This window comes from Streptomyces sp. NPDC050448, from assembly GCF_040655295.1.
In the GTDB taxonomy this organism is placed as follows: domain Bacteria; phylum Actinomycetota; class Actinomycetes; order Streptomycetales; family Streptomycetaceae; genus Streptomyces.
The window spans coordinates 244,000-260,556 of the sequence record NZ_JBFAJR010000001.1 but is presented as its reverse complement, the minus strand read 5'-3'; the positions used below and the strand labels follow the sequence as shown (position 1 = coordinate 260,556).

Annotated in this window: 15 protein-coding genes and 1 pseudogene; 10 read left to right on the top strand and 6 right to left on the bottom strand. The window is 74.4% G+C overall.

Annotated features, from left to right (window positions below):
• Nucleotides 1-9: 9 nt before the first annotated feature.
• From AB0I68_RS01230 to lgt, 10 genes and pseudogenes are all read left to right on the top strand, one after another.
• Nucleotides 10-1,500, top strand: a complete 1,491-nt coding sequence (locus AB0I68_RS01230) for an anthranilate synthase component I (protein WP_363175066.1) — start codon at nucleotides 10-12, stop codon at nucleotides 1,498-1,500.
• Between the two features lie 14 nt (nucleotides 1,501-1,514).
• Nucleotides 1,515-2,186, top strand: coding sequence for a TIGR02234 family membrane protein (locus AB0I68_RS01225; protein WP_363175065.1), 672 nt, complete (start codon nucleotides 1,515-1,517; stop codon nucleotides 2,184-2,186).
• 98 nt (nucleotides 2,187-2,284) lie between these two features.
• A complete protein-coding gene (locus tag AB0I68_RS01220; RefSeq protein ID WP_363175063.1) occupies nucleotides 2,285-2,536 on the top strand; it encodes an HGxxPAAW family protein in 252 nt (83 codons plus the stop codon).
• 62 nt (nucleotides 2,537-2,598) lie between these two features.
• Entirely contained in the window at nucleotides 2,599-3,078 is a 480-nt protein-coding gene (locus tag AB0I68_RS01215; RefSeq protein ID WP_363175061.1) for a DUF2752 domain-containing protein, read from the top strand.
• A 162-nt stretch (nucleotides 3,079-3,240) separates the two neighbouring features.
• Nucleotides 3,241-4,050, top strand: coding sequence for an indole-3-glycerol phosphate synthase TrpC (gene trpC, locus AB0I68_RS01210; protein WP_363175060.1), 810 nt, complete (start codon nucleotides 3,241-3,243; stop codon nucleotides 4,048-4,050).
• Nucleotides 4,051-4,058: 8 nt separating this feature from the next.
• Complete coding sequence (locus AB0I68_RS01205; RefSeq protein ID WP_363175059.1) at nucleotides 4,059-4,268, top strand: tryptophan synthase subunit(beta); 210 nt, start codon at nucleotides 4,059-4,061, stop codon at nucleotides 4,266-4,268.
• 221 nt (nucleotides 4,269-4,489) lie between these two features.
• The gene (gene trpB / locus AB0I68_RS01200) at nucleotides 4,490-5,746 is read left to right on the top strand and encodes a tryptophan synthase subunit beta (RefSeq protein ID WP_363175058.1); all 1,257 of its coding nucleotides are present in this window, start codon (nucleotides 4,490-4,492) and stop codon (nucleotides 5,744-5,746) included.
• Nucleotides 5,743-6,585, top strand: coding sequence for a tryptophan synthase subunit alpha (gene trpA, locus AB0I68_RS01195; protein ID WP_363175057.1), 843 nt, complete (start codon nucleotides 5,743-5,745; stop codon nucleotides 6,583-6,585). Before trpB ends, trpA begins: the two co-directional genes overlap by 4 nt.
• A 110-nt stretch (nucleotides 6,586-6,695) precedes the next feature.
• Nucleotides 6,696-7,487, top strand: a pseudogene (locus AB0I68_RS01190) (thioredoxin domain-containing protein); the annotation flags it as partial.
• A gap of 292 nt (nucleotides 7,488-7,779) precedes the next feature.
• Nucleotides 7,780-8,799: a prolipoprotein diacylglyceryl transferase gene (gene lgt, locus AB0I68_RS01185; protein WP_363175056.1), complete on the top strand. Its 1,020-nt coding sequence runs from the start codon at nucleotides 7,780-7,782 to the stop codon at nucleotides 8,797-8,799.
• A 212-nt stretch (nucleotides 8,800-9,011) separates the two neighbouring features.
• Here the strand turns inward: lgt and AB0I68_RS01180 are convergent, their stop codons facing one another.
• From AB0I68_RS01180 to AB0I68_RS01155, 6 genes are all read right to left on the bottom strand, one after another.
• Complete coding sequence (locus AB0I68_RS01180) at nucleotides 9,012-9,818, bottom strand: CoA ester lyase (RefSeq protein ID WP_363175055.1); 807 nt, start codon at nucleotides 9,816-9,818, stop codon at nucleotides 9,012-9,014.
• On the bottom strand, nucleotides 9,815-10,990 hold the full coding sequence (locus AB0I68_RS01175; protein ID WP_363175366.1) for a CoA transferase: 1,176 nt from the start codon (nucleotides 10,988-10,990) through the stop codon (nucleotides 9,815-9,817). The genes AB0I68_RS01180 and AB0I68_RS01175 overlap by 4 nt, the downstream gene beginning before the upstream one ends.
• Before the next feature lie 212 nt (nucleotides 10,991-11,202).
• A complete protein-coding gene (rbsK, locus tag AB0I68_RS01170) occupies nucleotides 11,203-12,138 on the bottom strand; it encodes a ribokinase (protein WP_363175054.1) in 936 nt (311 codons plus the stop codon).
• On the bottom strand, nucleotides 12,135-13,526 hold the full coding sequence (locus tag AB0I68_RS01165) for an ADP-ribosylglycohydrolase family protein (RefSeq protein WP_363175053.1): 1,392 nt from the start codon (nucleotides 13,524-13,526) through the stop codon (nucleotides 12,135-12,137). The genes rbsK and AB0I68_RS01165 overlap by 4 nt, the downstream gene beginning before the upstream one ends.
• A gap of 530 nt (nucleotides 13,527-14,056) precedes the next feature.
• Entirely contained in the window at nucleotides 14,057-15,202 is a 1,146-nt protein-coding gene (locus AB0I68_RS01160; protein WP_363175052.1) for an ADP-ribosylglycohydrolase family protein, read from the bottom strand.
• Between the two features lie 7 nt (nucleotides 15,203-15,209).
• The gene (locus tag AB0I68_RS01155; RefSeq protein WP_363175365.1) at nucleotides 15,210-16,433 is read right to left on the bottom strand and encodes an ADP-ribosylglycohydrolase family protein; all 1,224 of its coding nucleotides are present in this window, start codon (nucleotides 16,431-16,433) and stop codon (nucleotides 15,210-15,212) included.
• Nucleotides 16,434-16,557 lie beyond the last annotated feature (124 nt).

The window sequence follows — 16,557 nt, the reverse complement described above, 5'->3', positions numbered from 1 at the left end:
TCCCAAGCCATGGATCTTGAGACGTTCCGCAAGCTCGCGGCGGACCGCCGCGTCATCCCCGTGAGCCGCAAGCTGCTGGCCGACGGGGACACCCCCGTCGGGCTCTACCGGAAGCTGGCCGCCGAACGCCCGGGCACCTTCCTCCTGGAGTCCGCGGAAAACGGCCGCTCCTGGTCCCGCTACTCCTTCGTCGGCGTACGCAGCGACTCCACGCTGACCGTCCAGGACGGCCAGGCGCACTGGATCGGGACCCCGCCCGTCGGCGTCCCCACCGACGGCGACCCGCTCGAGGCCCTGCGCGCCACCGTCCAGGCCCTGCACACTCCCCGCGACCTCGCGGGCGGGATGCCGCCCTTCACCGGCGGCATGGTCGGCTACCTCGGCTACGACATCGTCCGCCGCCTGGAGCGCATCGGCGAGCACACCGCCGACGACCTGGAGCTGCCCGAGCTCACCATGCTGCTCACCTCCGACCTGGCGGTCATGGACCACTGGCACGGCACGGTCCAGCTCATCGCCAACGCCATCAACCACAACGACCTCGACACCGGTGTGGACGAGGCGTACGCGGACGCGGTGGCGCGGCTCGACGCGATGGAGGCCGACCTCGCGCGGCCCGCCCCGTACACCCCCACCCCGCTGCCCGCCTCCGAGCTGCCCGCGTTCTCGGCCCTGTGGGGCGGCGAGAAGTACCAGGACGCCGTCGAGGACATCAAGGAGCGGATCCGGGCCGGCGAGGCCTTCCAGGTGGTGCCCTCGCAGCGGTTCGAGACCCCCTGCGAGGCCTCCGCGCTGGACGTCTACCGGGTGCTGCGGGCCACGAACCCGTCCCCGTACATGTACCTCTTCCGCTTCGAGAACGGCTTCGACGTCGTCGGCTCCAGCCCCGAGGCCCTGGTCAAGGTCGAGGACGGGCGGGCCATGGTCCACCCGATCGCCGGCACCCGCCACCGCGGGGCCACCCCGCAGGAGGACCACGAGCTCGCCGAGGAGCTGCTGGCCGACCCCAAGGAGCGCGCCGAGCACCTGATGCTCGTCGACCTGGGCCGCAACGACCTGGGCCGGGTCTGCGAGCCGGGATCGGTCGAGGTCGTCGACTTCATGTCGATCGAGCGGTACTCGCACGTCATGCACATCGTCTCCACCGTCACCGGCCGGGTCACCGAGGGCAGGACCGCCTTCGACGTGCTCACCGCCTGCTTCCCGGCCGGGACCCTCTCGGGGGCGCCCAAGCCGCGCGCCATGCAGATCATCGAGGAGCTGGAACCCACCCGCCGCGGTCTGTACGGCGGCTGCGTCGGCTACCTCGACTTCGCCGGGGACTCCGACACGGCCATCGCCATCCGCACCGCGCTGCTGCGCGACGGCACGGCGTACGTCCAGGCCGGCGCGGGAGTCGTCGCGGACTCGGTGCCCGAGCTGGAGGACGACGAGTGCCGCAACAAGGCGGCCGCCGTACTGCGCGCGGTGGGAGCGGCGAACCGGCTCCACGGCTCCTGAGCGGGTAGGGGATAGTGGGGTACGTGAGTGCCGTACCCCCACCCCGAAACGACATCGACGCCCCCGCCTCCGGCGCCGCAGACACTGCGGACGGTGGCGCCGGCCGCGGCGGCCGCCGCAGCGTGGCCGTCGCGCTGCTGCTCGGCGCGCTCGGTGCCACCGTCGTCCTGCTCGCCTCCGGCCGCGTCTGGGCCCGGGGCACCGCCGCCGTGGGCGGTGGCTCGCTGCCGCTGACCGCGGACGGGCGGGCCGTCACCGGGCTCCCGGCGGCCCTGGCCATCGTGGGCCTCGCCGCCCTGGTGGCCGTGTTCGCCGTACGCGGCAGGAGCCGGCTGCTGGTCTCCGGGCTGCTCGCGCTGAGCGGCCTGGGCGCGGCGCTCTCCGCGGTCCTGGCCGCCGACGACCGGCAGGCGCTGGACGCGCAGGCCGCCCGTACGACCGCGGACACCGCGGCGCAGGTGGGGGCGCTGACGCACACGGCCTGGCCGTACATCACGGCCGCCGGTGCGGCCCTGATCCTGGTCGCCGGACTGCTGGCCCTGCGGTTCGGCCGCAGCTGGCCCGCGATGGGCGGCCGCTACGAGCGGGACGGCAGCCCCCGGGCCCGCAAGGCGGCGGCGGTGGACCCCGACCGGCCCGAGGACCTGTGGAAGGCCCTGGACCGCGGCGAGGACCCGACCCGCTGACCAGGCACCGCCACCGGTGCGGGACAATGGGCACCGAGCATTCGACACAGACCGCGATTTCTGAACTGCACTGCGACAGAGCAAACGAGGAGCAACTCATGGCGGGCACTAACCACGGACACACCCCGGCCGCCTGGACCGGTGTCATCATCGCCTTCATCGGTTTCTGCATCTCCGGCGCCTTCATGGTGCTCGCGAACCCGCTCGGGTTCTGGGCGGGTCTCGTCGTCGTCGTGCTGGGCGGTGTGGTCGGCATGGCGATGAAGGCCGCGGGCATGGGCATGCCGAAGGCCGCCCACGAGGACCTGGCCGTGGTCATCGCCGCCAACAAGGCCGCCGCGAAGGTCTGACCGGGCCGAGTGCCACTGCACACCTTCGAAAGGCGCGGCCCCGTCGGGCTGCGCCTTTTGTCATGACCGGAGAGAATCAGCGGGTGGACGCCTCTAGCAGCCCCTTCGCCGTGCCCGCGCCGCCTACGGCACCCGCGGGTCCCGGCCGCGCCCGGCGGCTGGCCTCGCCGGCGCTCACGCTGGCCTCGGCGGGCCTGGCCTTTGCGTACGTGGGCGCCGTGGATCCCAATGAACCCGGCCACTATCCGGTCTGCCCGCTATTCCGAGTGACCGGAATCCTGTGTCCCGGATGTGGTGGCCTGCGCAGTGCGCACGCGTTCGCCCACGGCGATCTGATCACGGCTTTCGGGGCAAATGCCCTGGCTGTCGTCGGCTACTTCGTCTTCGCCGGCTTCATGATCCTGTGGCTGGTTCGTGCCTACCGCGGCGGCCCGACCCCGCGCTTTGCCCTGCGGCGGCCGTACTGGTGGGCCATCGGGGTGCTGGCCCTGGTGTTCGTGGTCGTCCGGAACCTTCCCTTCGGGTCCGCACTGGCCCCGTGAGGCCTATATGAATCCCGGATTCCGAATGTCCAGTCATTGGGACGCCGTCAACCGCGTGCGGAGGGCAAGGCCTCCTGCGGATACCATTTGAATTGCTGACCTTGCAGTTGTACGTGTCTGCAAGGCGGCCGACCGTCATCGACCCGGAAGGGGGCCGCTCGCGTGAGTGTGCTCGACGAGATCATCGAAGGGGTCCGCGAAGACCTTGCCGAACGGCAGGCCCGCGTGAGCCTCGACGAGCTCAAGGAGCGTGCCGCCAAGGCGCCCCAGGCCAAGGACGGCGTCGCGGCCCTGCGCGGCGACGGCGTCAAGGTGATCTGCGAGGTCAAGCGCTCCAGCCCCTCCAAGGGCGCGCTGGCCGCGATCGCGGATCCGGCCGGACTCGCGGCCGACTACGAGGCGGGCGGTGCGGCGGTCATCTCCGTCCTCACCGAACAGCGTCGTTTCGGCGGCTCGCTGGCCGACCTGGAGGCCGTCCGCGCCCGCGTGGACATCCCGATCCTGCGCAAGGACTTCATCGTCACGGCGTACCAGCTGTGGGAGGCCCGCGCCTACGGCGCCGACCTCGCGCTGCTGATCGTCGCGGCCCTGGAACAGGAGGCCCTCGTCTCCCTCATCGAGCGGGCCGAGTCCATCGGCCTCACCCCGCTCGTCGAGGTCCACGACGAGGAAGAGGTCGAGCGCGCGGTTGAGGCCGGCGCCAAGATCATCGGCGTCAATGCCCGCAACCTGAAGGACCTCAAGGTCGACCGCTCCACCTTCGAGCGGGTCGTCGGCGAGATCCCGGCCCACATCGTCAAGGTTGCCGAGTCCGGCATCCGCGGGCCGCACGACCTGATCGCCTACGCCAACGAGGGCGCCGACGCCGTCCTCGTCGGGGAGTCCCTGGTCACCGGACGCGACCCGAAGTCGGCCGTGGCCGACCTCGTCGCCGCCGGCGCCCACCCCGCCCTGCGCCACGGACGGAGCTGACCCGTCCCATGGCCCCCAACCGCCCCTCCGTCCGCACCCGACGGGGCCACGGCCCGGCCGGCGTGCCGACGGCGCACGCGCCCCTGGCGCGCGGCTGCCGCCCCCGCGGCTGCCGCGCCCCGGCCCGGCGGGTGCACGGGCGGCGGGTCAGGTACGTGATCGGCTCCGAGCCCGGCCAGGTCAACGGCATGCGATGGCGCCCCACAGGCGCGCTGTAACGAGGGCCGTCCCGGTCCGGTACGCCTGACGTCGTCGCCCGACGCCGCCCGGCGTACCGCCCCGCGCGGTGCTCGGTTACGGCCCGTCGCCCCGAGCCGCCGGCTCCGGGCGCGGGCCGCCGCGTCCGTACGCGTCGCCACCCCGCAGCGGGGTGCGCGTGCGGCGGGCCGGCAGCGCAATACGGTGCATCCATCCCATCGCACCCGTAGGAGTACTGGGCATGTCCAGCAGCTCGTTCTTCATTCCGGACCCGGAGGGTCACGTCCCGAACGCCGAGGGCTACTTCGGCGACTTCGGCGGCAAGTTCATCCCGGAGGCGCTCGTCGCCGCCGTGGACGAGGTCGCCGTCGAGTACGAGAAGGCCAAGGGCGACCCGGCCTTCGCGGCCGAGCTCAACGACCTGATGGTCAACTACACCGGCCGGCCCAGCGCCCTCACCGAGGTGCCGCGGTTCGCCGAGCACGCCGGCGGCGCCCGGATCTTCCTCAAGCGCGAGGACCTCAACCACACCGGCTCGCACAAGATCAACAACGTGCTGGGCCAGGCGCTGCTCACCAAGCGCATGGGCAAGACCCGCGTCATCGCCGAGACCGGAGCCGGCCAGCACGGCGTGGCCACCGCCACCGCCTGCGCGCTCTTCGGCCTCGAGTGCACCGTCTACATGGGCGAGATCGACACCCAGCGCCAGGCCCTGAACGTGGCCCGGATGCGGATGCTGGGCGCCGAGGTCATCGCGGTGAAGTCCGGCTCCCGGACCCTGAAGGACGCCATCAACGAGGCGTTCCGCGACTGGGTCGCCAATGTGGACCGCACCCACTACCTCTTCGGCACGGTCGCCGGCCCCCACCCCTTCCCGGCCATGGTCCGCGACTTCCACCGGGTCATCGGGGTCGAGGCCCGCCGCCAGATCCTGGAGCGCGCCGGCCGGCTGCCCGACGCCGTCGCGGCCTGCGTCGGCGGCGGCTCCAACGCCATCGGCCTCTTCCACGCCTTCATCCCGGACGCCGACGTCCGCCTGGTCGGCTTCGAGCCCGCCGGGCACGGGGTCGAGACCGGCGAGCACGCGGCCACGCTGACCGCCGGCGAGCCCGGGATCCTGCACGGCTCCCGCAGCTACGTCCTCCAGGACGAGGAGGGCCAGATCACCGAGCCGTACTCGATCTCGGCCGGTCTGGACTACCCGGGCATCGGCCCGGAGCACTCCTTCCTCAAGGACTCGGGCCGCGGCGAATACCGCGCGGTCACCGACGACGCCGCGATGCAGGCCCTGCGCCTGCTCTCCCGCACGGAGGGCATCATCCCGGCGATCGAGTCGGCGCACGCCCTCGCGGGCGCCCTCGACCTGGGCAAGGAGCTGGGCAAGGACGGGCTGATCGTGGTCAACCTGTCCGGCCGCGGCGACAAGGACATGGACACGGCGGCCCGCTACTTCGGCCTGTACGACGGCACGGAGAACACCGAGGGGGAGAACAAGTGAGCAAGGCCAGCGAGAAGACCGGGCGTATCCAGCTGCTGAGCGACACCCTCGCCAAGGCCAAGTCCGAGGACCGCGCGGCCCTCGTCGCCTACCTCCCCGCCGGCTTCCCGACCGTCGACGGCGGCATCGAGGCCGTCAAGGCCGTCGTCGCGGGCGGCGCGGACGTGGTCGAGGTCGGCCTCCCGCACAGCGACCCGGTCCTGGACGGCGCCATCATCCAGACCGCCGACGACATCGCCCTGCGCGGCGGCGTCAAGATCGCCGACGTGCTGCGCACGGTGCGCGAGGCCCACGCGGCGACCGGGGCCCCGGTGCTGGTGATGACGTACTGGAACCCGATCGACCGCTACGGCGCGGAGCGGTTCGCCACCGAGCTGGCCGAGGCGGGCGGCGCGGGCTGCATCCTGCCCGACCTGCCGGTCCAGGAGTCCGCGCTGTGGCGTGAGCACGCCGACAAGCACGGTCTGGCGACCGTCTTCGTCGTCGCTCCGAGCAGCAAGGACGCGCGTCTGGCGACCATCACGGCCGCCGGTTCCGGCTTCGTCTACGCCGCTTCGCTGATGGGTGTCACCGGCACCCGCGAGTCGGTCGGCCACGAGGCCCAGGAGCTGGTCCGCCGTACCCGCGCCACCGAAGGGGCCCGCCGTGGGCTCCCCGTCTGCGTGGGCCTCGGCGTCTCCAACGCCGTCCAGGCCAAGGAGGTCGCGGGCTTCGCCGACGGGGTGATCGTCGGCTCGGCCTTCGTGAAGCTGCTGCTGGACGCGCCGGACCTGCCGGCCGGGCTGGCCGCCGTACGGGCGCTGGCGGGCGAGCTCGCGGAAGGCGTACGCAGGAGCTGACCCACGCGTTCGATTCGGGGCGCGAACCCCCGATCGGGTTCTGTAGTCCGTTCGGGTGGAAGTGGGAGCGGGGAGGCACGCGAGTGCCTCCCCGCTTCGTTTGGCCGAACGTGAGCGAGAAGAACGACGGTGCGAACCGCGAAGCGAAACGATCGGCCCGCGAGCGGCTCCAGGTGGAGCGCGAGCGCGAGAAGAAGAGGGAAAAGCGGCGGCGGACCCTCATCGTGGCGTCGGCCGTGGTCGGCGTCCTCGGCCTGGCAGCCGTCATCGGGCTGATCGCGGCCAACACCGACACGGGCGACAAGTCCGCCAATGCGGGCCCGGTGAGCGCCCCCTCCGGGGCCACCGGCAAGGACGCGCTCGTCATCCAGACGGGCAAACCCGAGGCCAAGTCCACGCTGACGGTGTGGGAGGACTTCCGCTGCCCGGCGTGCAAGGCCTTCGAGACCAACTACCGGGACACGATCCACGAGCTGGAGGCCAAGGGGCTGCTCAAGGTCGACTACCACCTGGCCACCCTGATCGACGGGAACATGGGCGGCAGCGGCTCGCTGAAGGGCGGGAACGCGGCCGCCTGCGCGCAGGACGCCGGGAAGTTCGCGGCGTACCACGACATCCTGTTCGAGAACCAGCCGCAGGAGACCGACGACGGGTACGGGAAGAACGCCAAGCTGCTGGAGCTGGCCGGCAAGGTGGACGGGCTGGACACCCCGGAGTTCCGCAAGTGCGTCGAGGGCGGGACGCACAACAGCTGGGTGAACAAGTCGAACGAGGCCTTCCGTGCCGGGAAGTTCCGGGGCACCCCGAGCGTGCTGCTGGACGGCAAGGACATCTTCGCCGACCAGGCCCACCCGATCACCCCGCAGAAGCTCAAGGAGCAGGTGGAGGGCACCGCGAAGGGCACCGGGGGTGCGAGCGCCTCGCCGTCCGCCTCGCCGTCCGCCTCGCCGAGCGGGTCCTCGAAGGGGGCGAAGGGATCGGCGTCCGCATCGCCGTCGGCCTCTTCGTCGGCCGCGGTGAAGTCCTCGTCCACCTCGTCGGGCACCTCCGGGTCCGCCTCGACGGGGGTGAGGTCCGGTTCGGCCGGGGTCGCGAAGGGGGCCGCGGAGGGCTGATCGTCCCGTCTCGATTTGGCGCCAGGTTGCCGGGCGGGTTGCGGTTCGTACCGCCCGGCAGGGTAGCGTCGGCACTGCCATGAACCTTGCCTATATCCCCAGCCCGTCGACCGGCGTGATCCATCTCGGACCGATCCCGCTGCGCGGCTACGCGTTCTGCATCATCATCGGCGTCTTCGTCGCCGTCTGGCTCGGCAACAAGCGGTGGATCGCGCGCGGCGGAAAGCCGGGCACGGTCGCGGACATCGCGGTGTGGGCGGTGCCGTTCGGCCTGATCGGCGGTCGCCTCTACCACGTGATCACCGACTACCAGCTGTACTTCGTCGAGGGCCGCAACTGGGTCGACGCCTTCAAGATCTGGGAAGGCGGCCTCGGCATCTGGGGCGCGATCGCGCTGGGCGCGGTGGGCGCCTGGATCGGCTGCCGTCTGCGCGGCATCCCGCTGCCGGCCTGGGCCGACGCCCTGGCCCCCGGTATCGCGCTGGCCCAGGCCTTCGGGCGCTGGGGCAACTGGTTCAACCAGGAGCTGTACGGCCGCGCCACCGACCTGCCGTGGGCGCTGAAGATCAGCGAGGGGCCCAACCGGGTCGCCGGTACCTACCACCCGACCTTCCTCTACGAGTCGCTGTGGTGCCTCGGCGTCGCCGCACTCGTGATCTGGGCCGACCGCCGCTTCAAGCTCGGACACGGCCGGGCGTTCGCCCTGTACGTCGCCGCGTACTGCGTCGGCCGCGGCTGGATCGAGTACATGCGGGTCGACGAGGCCCACCACATCTTCGGCGTGCGGCTGAACGTGTGGACCGCGATCGTGGTCTTCATCCTGGCCGTGGTCTACCTCGTGCTGTCGGCGAAGCTGCGGCCGGGCCGCGAGGAGGTCGTGGAGCCGGACCGCGGACCCGCGGCATCCGACCCCGAGGCCAAGGACAAGGACGCAGACGAGGACAAGGCGAAGGACGCGGGAACCGACGCCCCGGCCACCGCCGAGGACTCCGAGCCGAAGACCGAGGCCAAGACCGAGGCCAAGACCGAGGCCGACGACGAGCCCAAGGACGCCGTGACGGCGGACGCCGAGGCTCCGAAGGCCACCAAGAAGCTCTGACCGGGTCATCCGGACCACACGGGAGGGGCGCCGCGCCACCACGCGGCGCCCCTCCCGTCGCGTGACCGGCGTCTGCTGCCGTGCCGCAGAACGCGGTCATCGCCGACCGGGGCAAGCCCATGTCAACGCGGGCGTGGCCCTGTACTCCGGGTCCGCGTGGGCGGCAGGTGGCCCTGGTCGCCGCTCGGCGCACGGCCCCCGGGGCCCGGCCGTCACTCCCGGCGGGCGAGCGCGACGACCCGTTCCGCGCCCGCCAGGACCGCCGGGTCGACGAACCGGCCGTCCGGCAGGGCCAGCGCGCCCGGGGTACGGCGCGCGGCCGCGACGATCTCCTGGGCGGCGGTGACCTCATCCGGGCCGGGCAGGTACGCCCGCTCGATCACTGGCAGCTGGCGCGGGTGGATCGCCGCCCGGCCCAGGAAGCCCAGCGCCCGGCCGCGGGCACAGGAGACGGCCAGCGCCTCCAGGTCCCGGATGTCGGGGAAGACCGACTGCGCGGGCGGGGCCAGCCCCGCCGCCCGGGCCGCGATCACCACCCGCGAGCGCGGCCAGTCCAGGCCCGCCTCGGCGCTGATGCCCAGATCGGCGCGGAGGTCGGACTCGCCGAGGGAGAGTCCGCGCAGGGCCGGGTGCGCGCGGGCGATCTCGTACGCGCGCTCCACGCCCAGCGCCGACTCCAGCATGGCGTACAGGGCCACCCCGCCGGTGCGGTCGGCGACCGCGGCGATCTGCTCCGGGGCCGAGATCTTCGGCAGCCGCAGCCCCGCAAGGCCCCGCAGCCCGGTCAGGGCGGTGAGGTCGGCGCCGGCCCAGGGGGATTCCAGGGCGTTGACGCGGACGACCACGGGGACCGGGGGGCGCTCGGCGAGCCGTTCCGCGGTGGCGGCGCGGGCGTACTCCTTGCGGGAGGCCGACACCGCGTCCTCCAGGTCGACGATGACGGCGTCGGCCCCGGAGTGCAGGGCCTTGGCTACCACCTCGGGGCGGTCGCCGGGTACGTAGAGCCAGGTCAGGATCACAGGGCCCCCTCCATCCGGAGTGCGCTGATCTCGGCTTCGGACAGGCCGAGTTCGGTGAGTACGGCGTCGGTGTCCGCGCCGTGCGGGCGGCCCGCCCAGCGGATCCCGCCGGGGGTCCCGGACAGCCGGAACAGGACGTTCTGCATCCGGAGCGGGCCGAGTTCGGGGTCCTCGACCTCGGTGACGGTGTCCAGGGCCGCGAACTGCGGATCGGCCATGACGTCCCGTACGTCGTAGACCCGGGCGACGGCGGCCTGGGCCTCTTCGAAGGCGGCGACCACGTCGTCGGCCTTGTGGCGCCCGATCCAGCCGCCGACCGCCTCGTCGAGGACGGGCGCGTGGGCGGCCCGGCCGGAGCCGGTCGCGAACCACGGCTCGCCGATCAGCTCGGGCCGGCCGACCAGCCGCATGACGCGCTCCGCGATGGACTGGGCGGAGGTGGAGACCGCCAGCCAGCGGCCGTCGGCACTGCGGTAGGTGTTGCGGGGGGCGTTGTTGGTGGAGCGGTTGCCGGTGCGCGGCTGGACGTAGCCGAGCTGGTCGTACCAGAGCGGGTGCGGGCCCAGCACCGTGAGGATCGGCTCGATGATGGCCAGGTCCACCACCTGCCCGTGGCCGGTGCGGTCGCGGCCGGCGAGCGCGGTCATCACGGCGTACGCGGTGGTCAGCGCGGCGATCGAATCGGCGAGGCCGAAGGGCGGCAGGGTCGGGGGCCCGTCGGGCTCCCCGGTGATGGCGGCGAAGCCGCTCATCGCCTCGGCGAGGGTGCCGAAGCCGGGGCGGTGCGCGTACGGGCCCTGCTGGCCGAAGGCCGTGACGCGGGTCAGGACCAGCCGCGGGTTGGCAGCGGACAGCTCGGGCCAGCCCAGGCCCCACTTCTCCAGCGTGCCGGGGCGGAAGTTCTCGATGACCACGTCGGCGGTGGCGGCCAGCCGCAGCAGGGTGTCGCGCCCGCCGGGGGTGGACAGGTCGAGGGTCATCGTCCGCTTGTTCCGGCCGAGCAGCTTCCACCACAGGCCGACGCCGTCCTTGGCGGGGCCGTGGCCGCGCGAGGGGTCGGGGCGTTCGGGGTGCTCGACCTTGACGACCTCGGCGCCGAAGTCGCCGAGCAGGGTGGCGGCGAGCGGCCCGGCGAAGAGGGTGGCGAGATCAAGCACCCGCAGCCCGCGCAGCGGCCCGGCGTCGGCCCCGGTCCCGGCCCCGGTCCCCGTCCCGGCCCCGGTTCGGGTCTCGGGCTCGGGGCTGGGTGCGGGGCCTGGGCTGGACGGGGGGCCGGGCCTGGCCGCGATGGCGGCTCTGGGCGGTGTGCCGGGCGCGGGCCCGGCGTGGGCCCTGGTTCCGGACGCGGGTTCGGCCGGGGCGGGCGGTGTCGCGCCCGCGGGGGTCATGAGGTTGCCCCGGAGGCGGGGCCGGTCCCGGGCAGGGGCTCGGATGCGGCGAAGGCGTCCGTTTCGGTGCGGGTCGGCATCGAGTCCTGGGCGCCGGGGCGCTGGACGGAGAGCGCGGCCGCCGCCGAGGCCCAGCGCAGCGCCTCCGGCACGGGCCGGTGCTCCCCGAGCGCCACGGCGAGCGCGCCGACGAACGTGTCACCGGCGGCGGTGGTGTCCACCGCCCGGACCCGGGGCGCGGGCACCGTCAGCGGCTCCCGCCCGCGGGCGGCGTACAGGGACCCGGCCGCGCCGAGGGTGATGACGACCTCCGGGACCTCGTGGAGCAGCACCTCGGCGGCCTGGTGCGGGTCGGTGAGGCCGGTCAGGGCGGCGGCCTCGTGCTCATTGGGGACCAGCAGGTCGACCGCGGCCAGGAGTTCCGCGGGCAGAGGCCGGGCGGGGGCCGGGGTGAGGACCGTGCGGACGCCGTGGGCGCGGGCGGCGAGCGCGCCGGCCAGGACGGCGGAGAGCGGGAGTTCGAGCTGGAGGAGGAGGGAGTCGGCGGCGCCGATGCGGGAGTCGTCGCCCGCTTCCAGACCGGTGACGTGGGCGTTGGCGCCGGGGATGACGATGATGCTGTTCCCGCCCTCGTCGTCCACGGTGATGTGGGCGGTACCGCTGGCGCCATCGACGGTGCGCAGGGCGGCCGTCTCGACCCCGGCCGCGGCGAGCGCGGAGCGCAGCCGTACGCCGAACTCGTCGGCCCCGACCGCGCCGATCATCACCACCTCCCCGCCGCAGCGGGCGGCGGCGACGGCCTGGTTGGCGCCCTTGCCGCCGGGGACGGTGCGAAATGCGCGGCCGGTGACGGTCTCCCCGAGCCGGGGGGCCTTGGGGACGTAGGCGACGAGGTCCATGTTGGTACTGCCGAGCACGGCGATGGCCGTCATGGGCGTGCTGCCTCCTGTGCGGTGAGCTGGGCGAGGGTGTCGAAGCCGATGCCGTCGAAGCCGGGGACGGTGGTGGCGAGGCGGTTCCCCAGGGGGGCGGCCCAGCGGTGCGGGACGCCGTTCCCGTCGACGAGTGCGGCGAGCGAACCGGCGGTGGCCCCGTTCGAGTCGGTGTCCCAACCACCGGACACGGCACGGCAGACGGAGTGGGTGAAGTCCCCGTCGGCGTGGGTGAGGGCGGCGGCGATCAGGGCGGTGTTGGGGATGGCGTGGACCCAGTGGTAGTGGCCGTACCGGGCATGCAGGCGGTCGACGACACGGTCGAAGTCGGCGTGCCGCCGGGCTGTGTCGATGGCGTGGCGGACGGCCTCGGCGAGCCGTGAGCGGGGCGGTACGACGGCCAGTCCGGCCCGGAGCGCGGTGTGGATGTCGGCCCGGCCGGTCGCGGCCTCGGCGATGGCGGCGGCGGTGAACAGGGCGGCGTAGACGCCGTTGCCGGTGTGGGTGAGGGCGGCGTCCCGGTACGCCTGGGCCGCGGCGGCGGCGGGGTCGCCGGGGTTGGTCCAGCCGTGGACGTCGGCCCGGATGAGGGCGCCGATCCACTCGCGGAAGGGGTTGTGGTGGGTGGCGGTGGTCGGGGGCTCGAGCCCGAGCAGCAGGTTCCGGTACGCGAGGCGCTCGGCGGTGAAGGTCCGGCCGGCGGGGAGCTCGTCGAGCCAGAGCCGGGCGACGTCGGCGGTGGTGAACCGCTTGCCGTGGCGCTGGAGGAGCAGCAGGTTCAGGAGCGGGTAGGCGAGGTCGTCGTCCTCGGGGGTGCCGTCGATGTTCTCGGCGAGGGAGGTGGCGGCGGAGCGACGGTTCCACGGGTGGGCGGCCAGCAGCTCCGCGGGGACGCCCTGTTCGGTGAACCAGTCGTCCAGCGGCCAGTTCCCGGCGGCCCGGGCCAGCGCCCGGATCCCCTCGAGGGGGAGCTTCTCCACGGGCTTCCCGAGCACGCACCCCACGGCCCGCCCCACCCAGGCCCGCTCCAGCCGAGCCCGCAGCCCGGGGTCGGGTCCGGGGCCGGGTCCGGGCCCCCGGCCCGGCGTCGCGGTCCACGTGGCGGTGATGGCGGGCCAGGGGGTCGGCTCGTCGGGTGCCGACGGGGAGGGCAGGCCGGCGAGTTCCGTCAGGAGGCGGGAGGCCAGGGCGCGGAGCTCCGGCGGGGCGGGGGCGGGGGAGGCGCCGGCCCGGCCGGGCGCCGGGGCACCGCCAGCCGCGATCCAGGCGCGGAGCAGGGGCTCCGCGTCCCGCCCGTCCTCGGCGGCCTGCCGCAGCTCGTGCCCGACCAGGTCCTCCGGCTGGACCCAGGTGAGCCGTACGCCGCCCGCGGTCGAGGCCGCCCGCACCGCCGACCCGGGTGCGGGCGGCTCCCCGCGGACCGCCGGGCGCGGCGGAGTGCCGCCGGTGGCCGTCGGCGCGCCTGCGCCGGTCCCCGGCCCCACCCCCGCCCGGCCCGGACCGGCCGCTGCTGCGCACCCTGCCGGGTCGGTGTCGGCTGGCGTCGCATGCTCTGCCGGGTCCGGGTCGGGCGCTGCTGCGTACCTTGCCGGGTCCGGGTCGGGCGCTGCTGCGTGCCTTGCCGGGTGGGTGTCGGCTGGCGTCGCATGCCTTGCCGGGTCCGGGTCGGCTGGTGCCGCATGCTCTGCCGGGTCCGGGTCGGGCGCTGCTGCGTGCCTTGCCGGGTGGGTGTCGGCTGGCGTCGCATGCTCTGCCGGGTCCGGGTCGGGCGCTGCTGCGTACCTTGCCGGGTCCGGGTCGGGCGGTGCCGGGTACCTCGCCCGGTCGGCGTTGGCCGGCGGGGCGGGTGCGGGCGGGTGTCCGCCGACCGGGAGCGGTGCGGGGCCGGCCGCAGGGGCATCGCAGGGCGGGGTGCCGGTCACTGCGGGGTGGCGATCGAGGTGAAGGCCGACTCGTGGGCGCGGCGTCGGGCGCGGTCCAGGGCGAAGACCTCACGGGTCACCGCGGCCAGTGCCGATGGCGGGGCGTGCAGGTCGAGGCGGCTGGCCTCGGAAACCTGCTTGGCCCAGGCGGGCGGGACCGCCGAGACGCCCGACAGGGCTCCGGCGATCGCCCCCGCCATCGTGGCGATGGAGTCGCAGTCACGCCCGTAGTTGACGGCTCCGAGCACGGAACCCTCGTACACCCCGTCGGAGACGATCAGCATCCCGAGCGCGATCGGGAGCTCCTCGATCGCGTGCAGCCGGGACGGCCGCCGCGCCCCGAGGGACGGCTTGCGGTAGTCCGGGCCGACGGAGTCGTACGGGGCGACCGCCGCGCGCAGCGGGGCCAGCGCCGACTCGAAGTCCCGGTGGCGGCCCGCCACTTCGCACACCGCGGCGATCGCCTCCTGGGTGCCGTCCTTGGCCAGGGCGAGGGCCGTGTCCACCACCGAGGACGCCGTCGCCCCCGGTACGCACGCCGCGGCCACCGCCGCCGCGAAGACGCCCGCCGCCTCGCGCCCGTACGAGGACTGGTGCGCGCCGGCGATGTCCAGCGCCTCCGCGTACGCGCCCGCCGGATTGCCCGCGTTGACGATGCCGACCGGCGCCATGTACATCGCCGCACCGCAGTTGACGATGTTGCCGCTGCCCGCCTCGCGCGGGTCCGCGTGCGCGTAGTGCAGCCGGGTCACGATCCACTTCTCCGCGAGGAAGATCCGCTGGAGGGGGAGGGCCTCCGCTTCGAGTTCGGGGATCCAGCGCGGGCTGGTCATCAGGTCCGGGACCAGGTGGTCGGCGATCGCGTACGCGTCGAGGTGGTCCCGTACGGCCTCGTAGACCCGTACCAGCGCATGGGTCATGAGGGTGTCGTCGGTGACGTGGCCGTCGCCCTTGTGGTACGGCGCGATGGGGCGGGCCGTGCGCCAGTCCTCGTGCCACGGGCCGACGATGCCGTGCACGCGGCCGCCGTGCCGTTCCACGATCTGGTCGGGGGACCAGCCCTCCACCGGACCGCCGAGCGCGTCGCCGACGGCGGCTCCGACGAGGCATCCGGCCGCCCGGTCTTCCAGAGTGAGCGTCATGTCCGAATCATCCCTTGGGTGAGGTGAGTTCCGTGCGAGCGAGCAGCGCGGCGAGTTCGACGAGATCGGTCCCGGCGAGGCGGGGGAGGGCGCAGCCGGAGAGGGTGCGGCAGGCCTCGCGCCAGGCGGTGGGGATCGAGTCGCCGCCGCCGAGGGCGCCGGTGAGCGCGCCGGCGAGGGCGGGGGCGGAGTCCGCGACGCGGGACAGGCAGGCGGCGGCCGGGACGGCCTCCTCGACCCGGCCGCGGGCGGCGGTGGCGAGGGCGAGGGCCACGGGGACGGTCTCGGCGGCGGCGATGCCGTAGCTGTAGACGTGGTCCACGATCTCGTGCTCGAGGGTGGGGACGATGGCGAAGGCGCCGCCTCCGCCGGTGTGGGCACGGGCGAGCTTGACGGCGTGGCGGGCGTTGCGGCCGATCTCGGTGGCCTCGGGGAGCCGGCCGAGGGCGGCGTCGACCGCGGTGTCGGTGTCGGCGCCGGCGAGGGCGGACGCGATGGCGGCGGCCATGGCGCGGGCGCCGTGGACTCCGTCGCCGTCCTGGGTGTAGCGGGCGTCGAACTCGGCGAGGTCCGCGGCCGCGGCCGGGTCGCCGGGGTGGACGACGGCGAGGACGCAGGCGCGGATGCAGGCGGCGTCGTCGAAGTAGTGCGGGTTGTCGTGGCCGGTGGCGGGCGGGCGCAGGCCGGCGGCGAGGTTGCCGAGGCCGGCGCGGACGGAGATGCGGGCGCGGAGCGGGAGGACGGCCGACTCCACCTCGGGGGCGCGCTCGGCCGCCGCGGCGATCTCGCTGGCCAGGGCGTTCCAGGCGAGGTCGATGGCGGCCCGCATCCGGCGGGACCGGCTGAGGTCGCTGAGCAGCACACCTGCCGCGGTGAGTACGGATTCGGCGGCGAAGGCGGCCCACTCGGCGTCGTCGGAGGGGCCGAGCCGCAGGGGTTCCGGGGGCTGGTTGAGGGCGATGGGCACGGGGAGGGTCGTCGTCTGGTTCTGCTCGGCGAAGGTGTCGAGCTCGCGGGTGAGGCGGCGGGTCCACTCGGGCATGCGGCTGGCCCGGTGCCGGGCGGCGGGCCAGCCGGCGGCGTCGCCTGCGGCGAGCCCGAGCAACAACCCCTCGATCCGCCGCTCCGCTGCCGGCGCCGGGCGGGCCGCACCACCGCGTGTCGAGCCCTCCGCCCGTGCCGCGCGAGCGGCGGCAGCCGGATCCGGGCCGGGGGCCGGGCAGGGGGCCAGGGCTTGGGCCGTGACCGGAGCCGGGGCCGAGCCCCGGGAGTGGGCCCCGCACGGGGGCTGCGCGAGAGCCGCGCCCCGACCCGGGGTCAAGGGCTGGGCCGCGCCGGGTGTCGACGCGGGGGCC

Bases quoted from the DNA above. Each gene is read 5' to 3' on its own strand.
- rbsK (WP_363175054.1), bottom strand. From the start codon at position 12,138: ATGACGGCCATCGCCGTGCTCGGCAGTACCAACATGGACCTCGTCGCC.
- AB0I68_RS01215 (WP_363175061.1), top strand. From the start codon at position 2,599: ATGACCGGAGAGAATCAGCGGGTGGACGCCTCTAGCAGCCCCTTCGCC.
- AB0I68_RS01230 (WP_363175066.1), top strand. From the start codon at position 10: ATGGATCTTGAGACGTTCCGCAAGCTCGCGGCGGACCGCCGCGTCATC.
- trpB (WP_363175058.1), top strand. From the start codon at position 4,490: ATGTCCAGCAGCTCGTTCTTCATTCCGGACCCGGAGGGTCACGTCCCG.
- AB0I68_RS01160 (WP_363175052.1), bottom strand. From the start codon at position 15,202: ATGACGCTCACTCTGGAAGACCGGGCGGCCGGATGCCTCGTCGGAGCC.
- lgt (WP_363175056.1), top strand. From the start codon at position 7,780: ATGAACCTTGCCTATATCCCCAGCCCGTCGACCGGCGTGATCCATCTC.
- AB0I68_RS01220 (WP_363175063.1), top strand. From the start codon at position 2,285: ATGGCGGGCACTAACCACGGACACACCCCGGCCGCCTGGACCGGTGTC.
- AB0I68_RS01205 (WP_363175059.1), top strand. From the start codon at position 4,059: ATGGCCCCCAACCGCCCCTCCGTCCGCACCCGACGGGGCCACGGCCCG.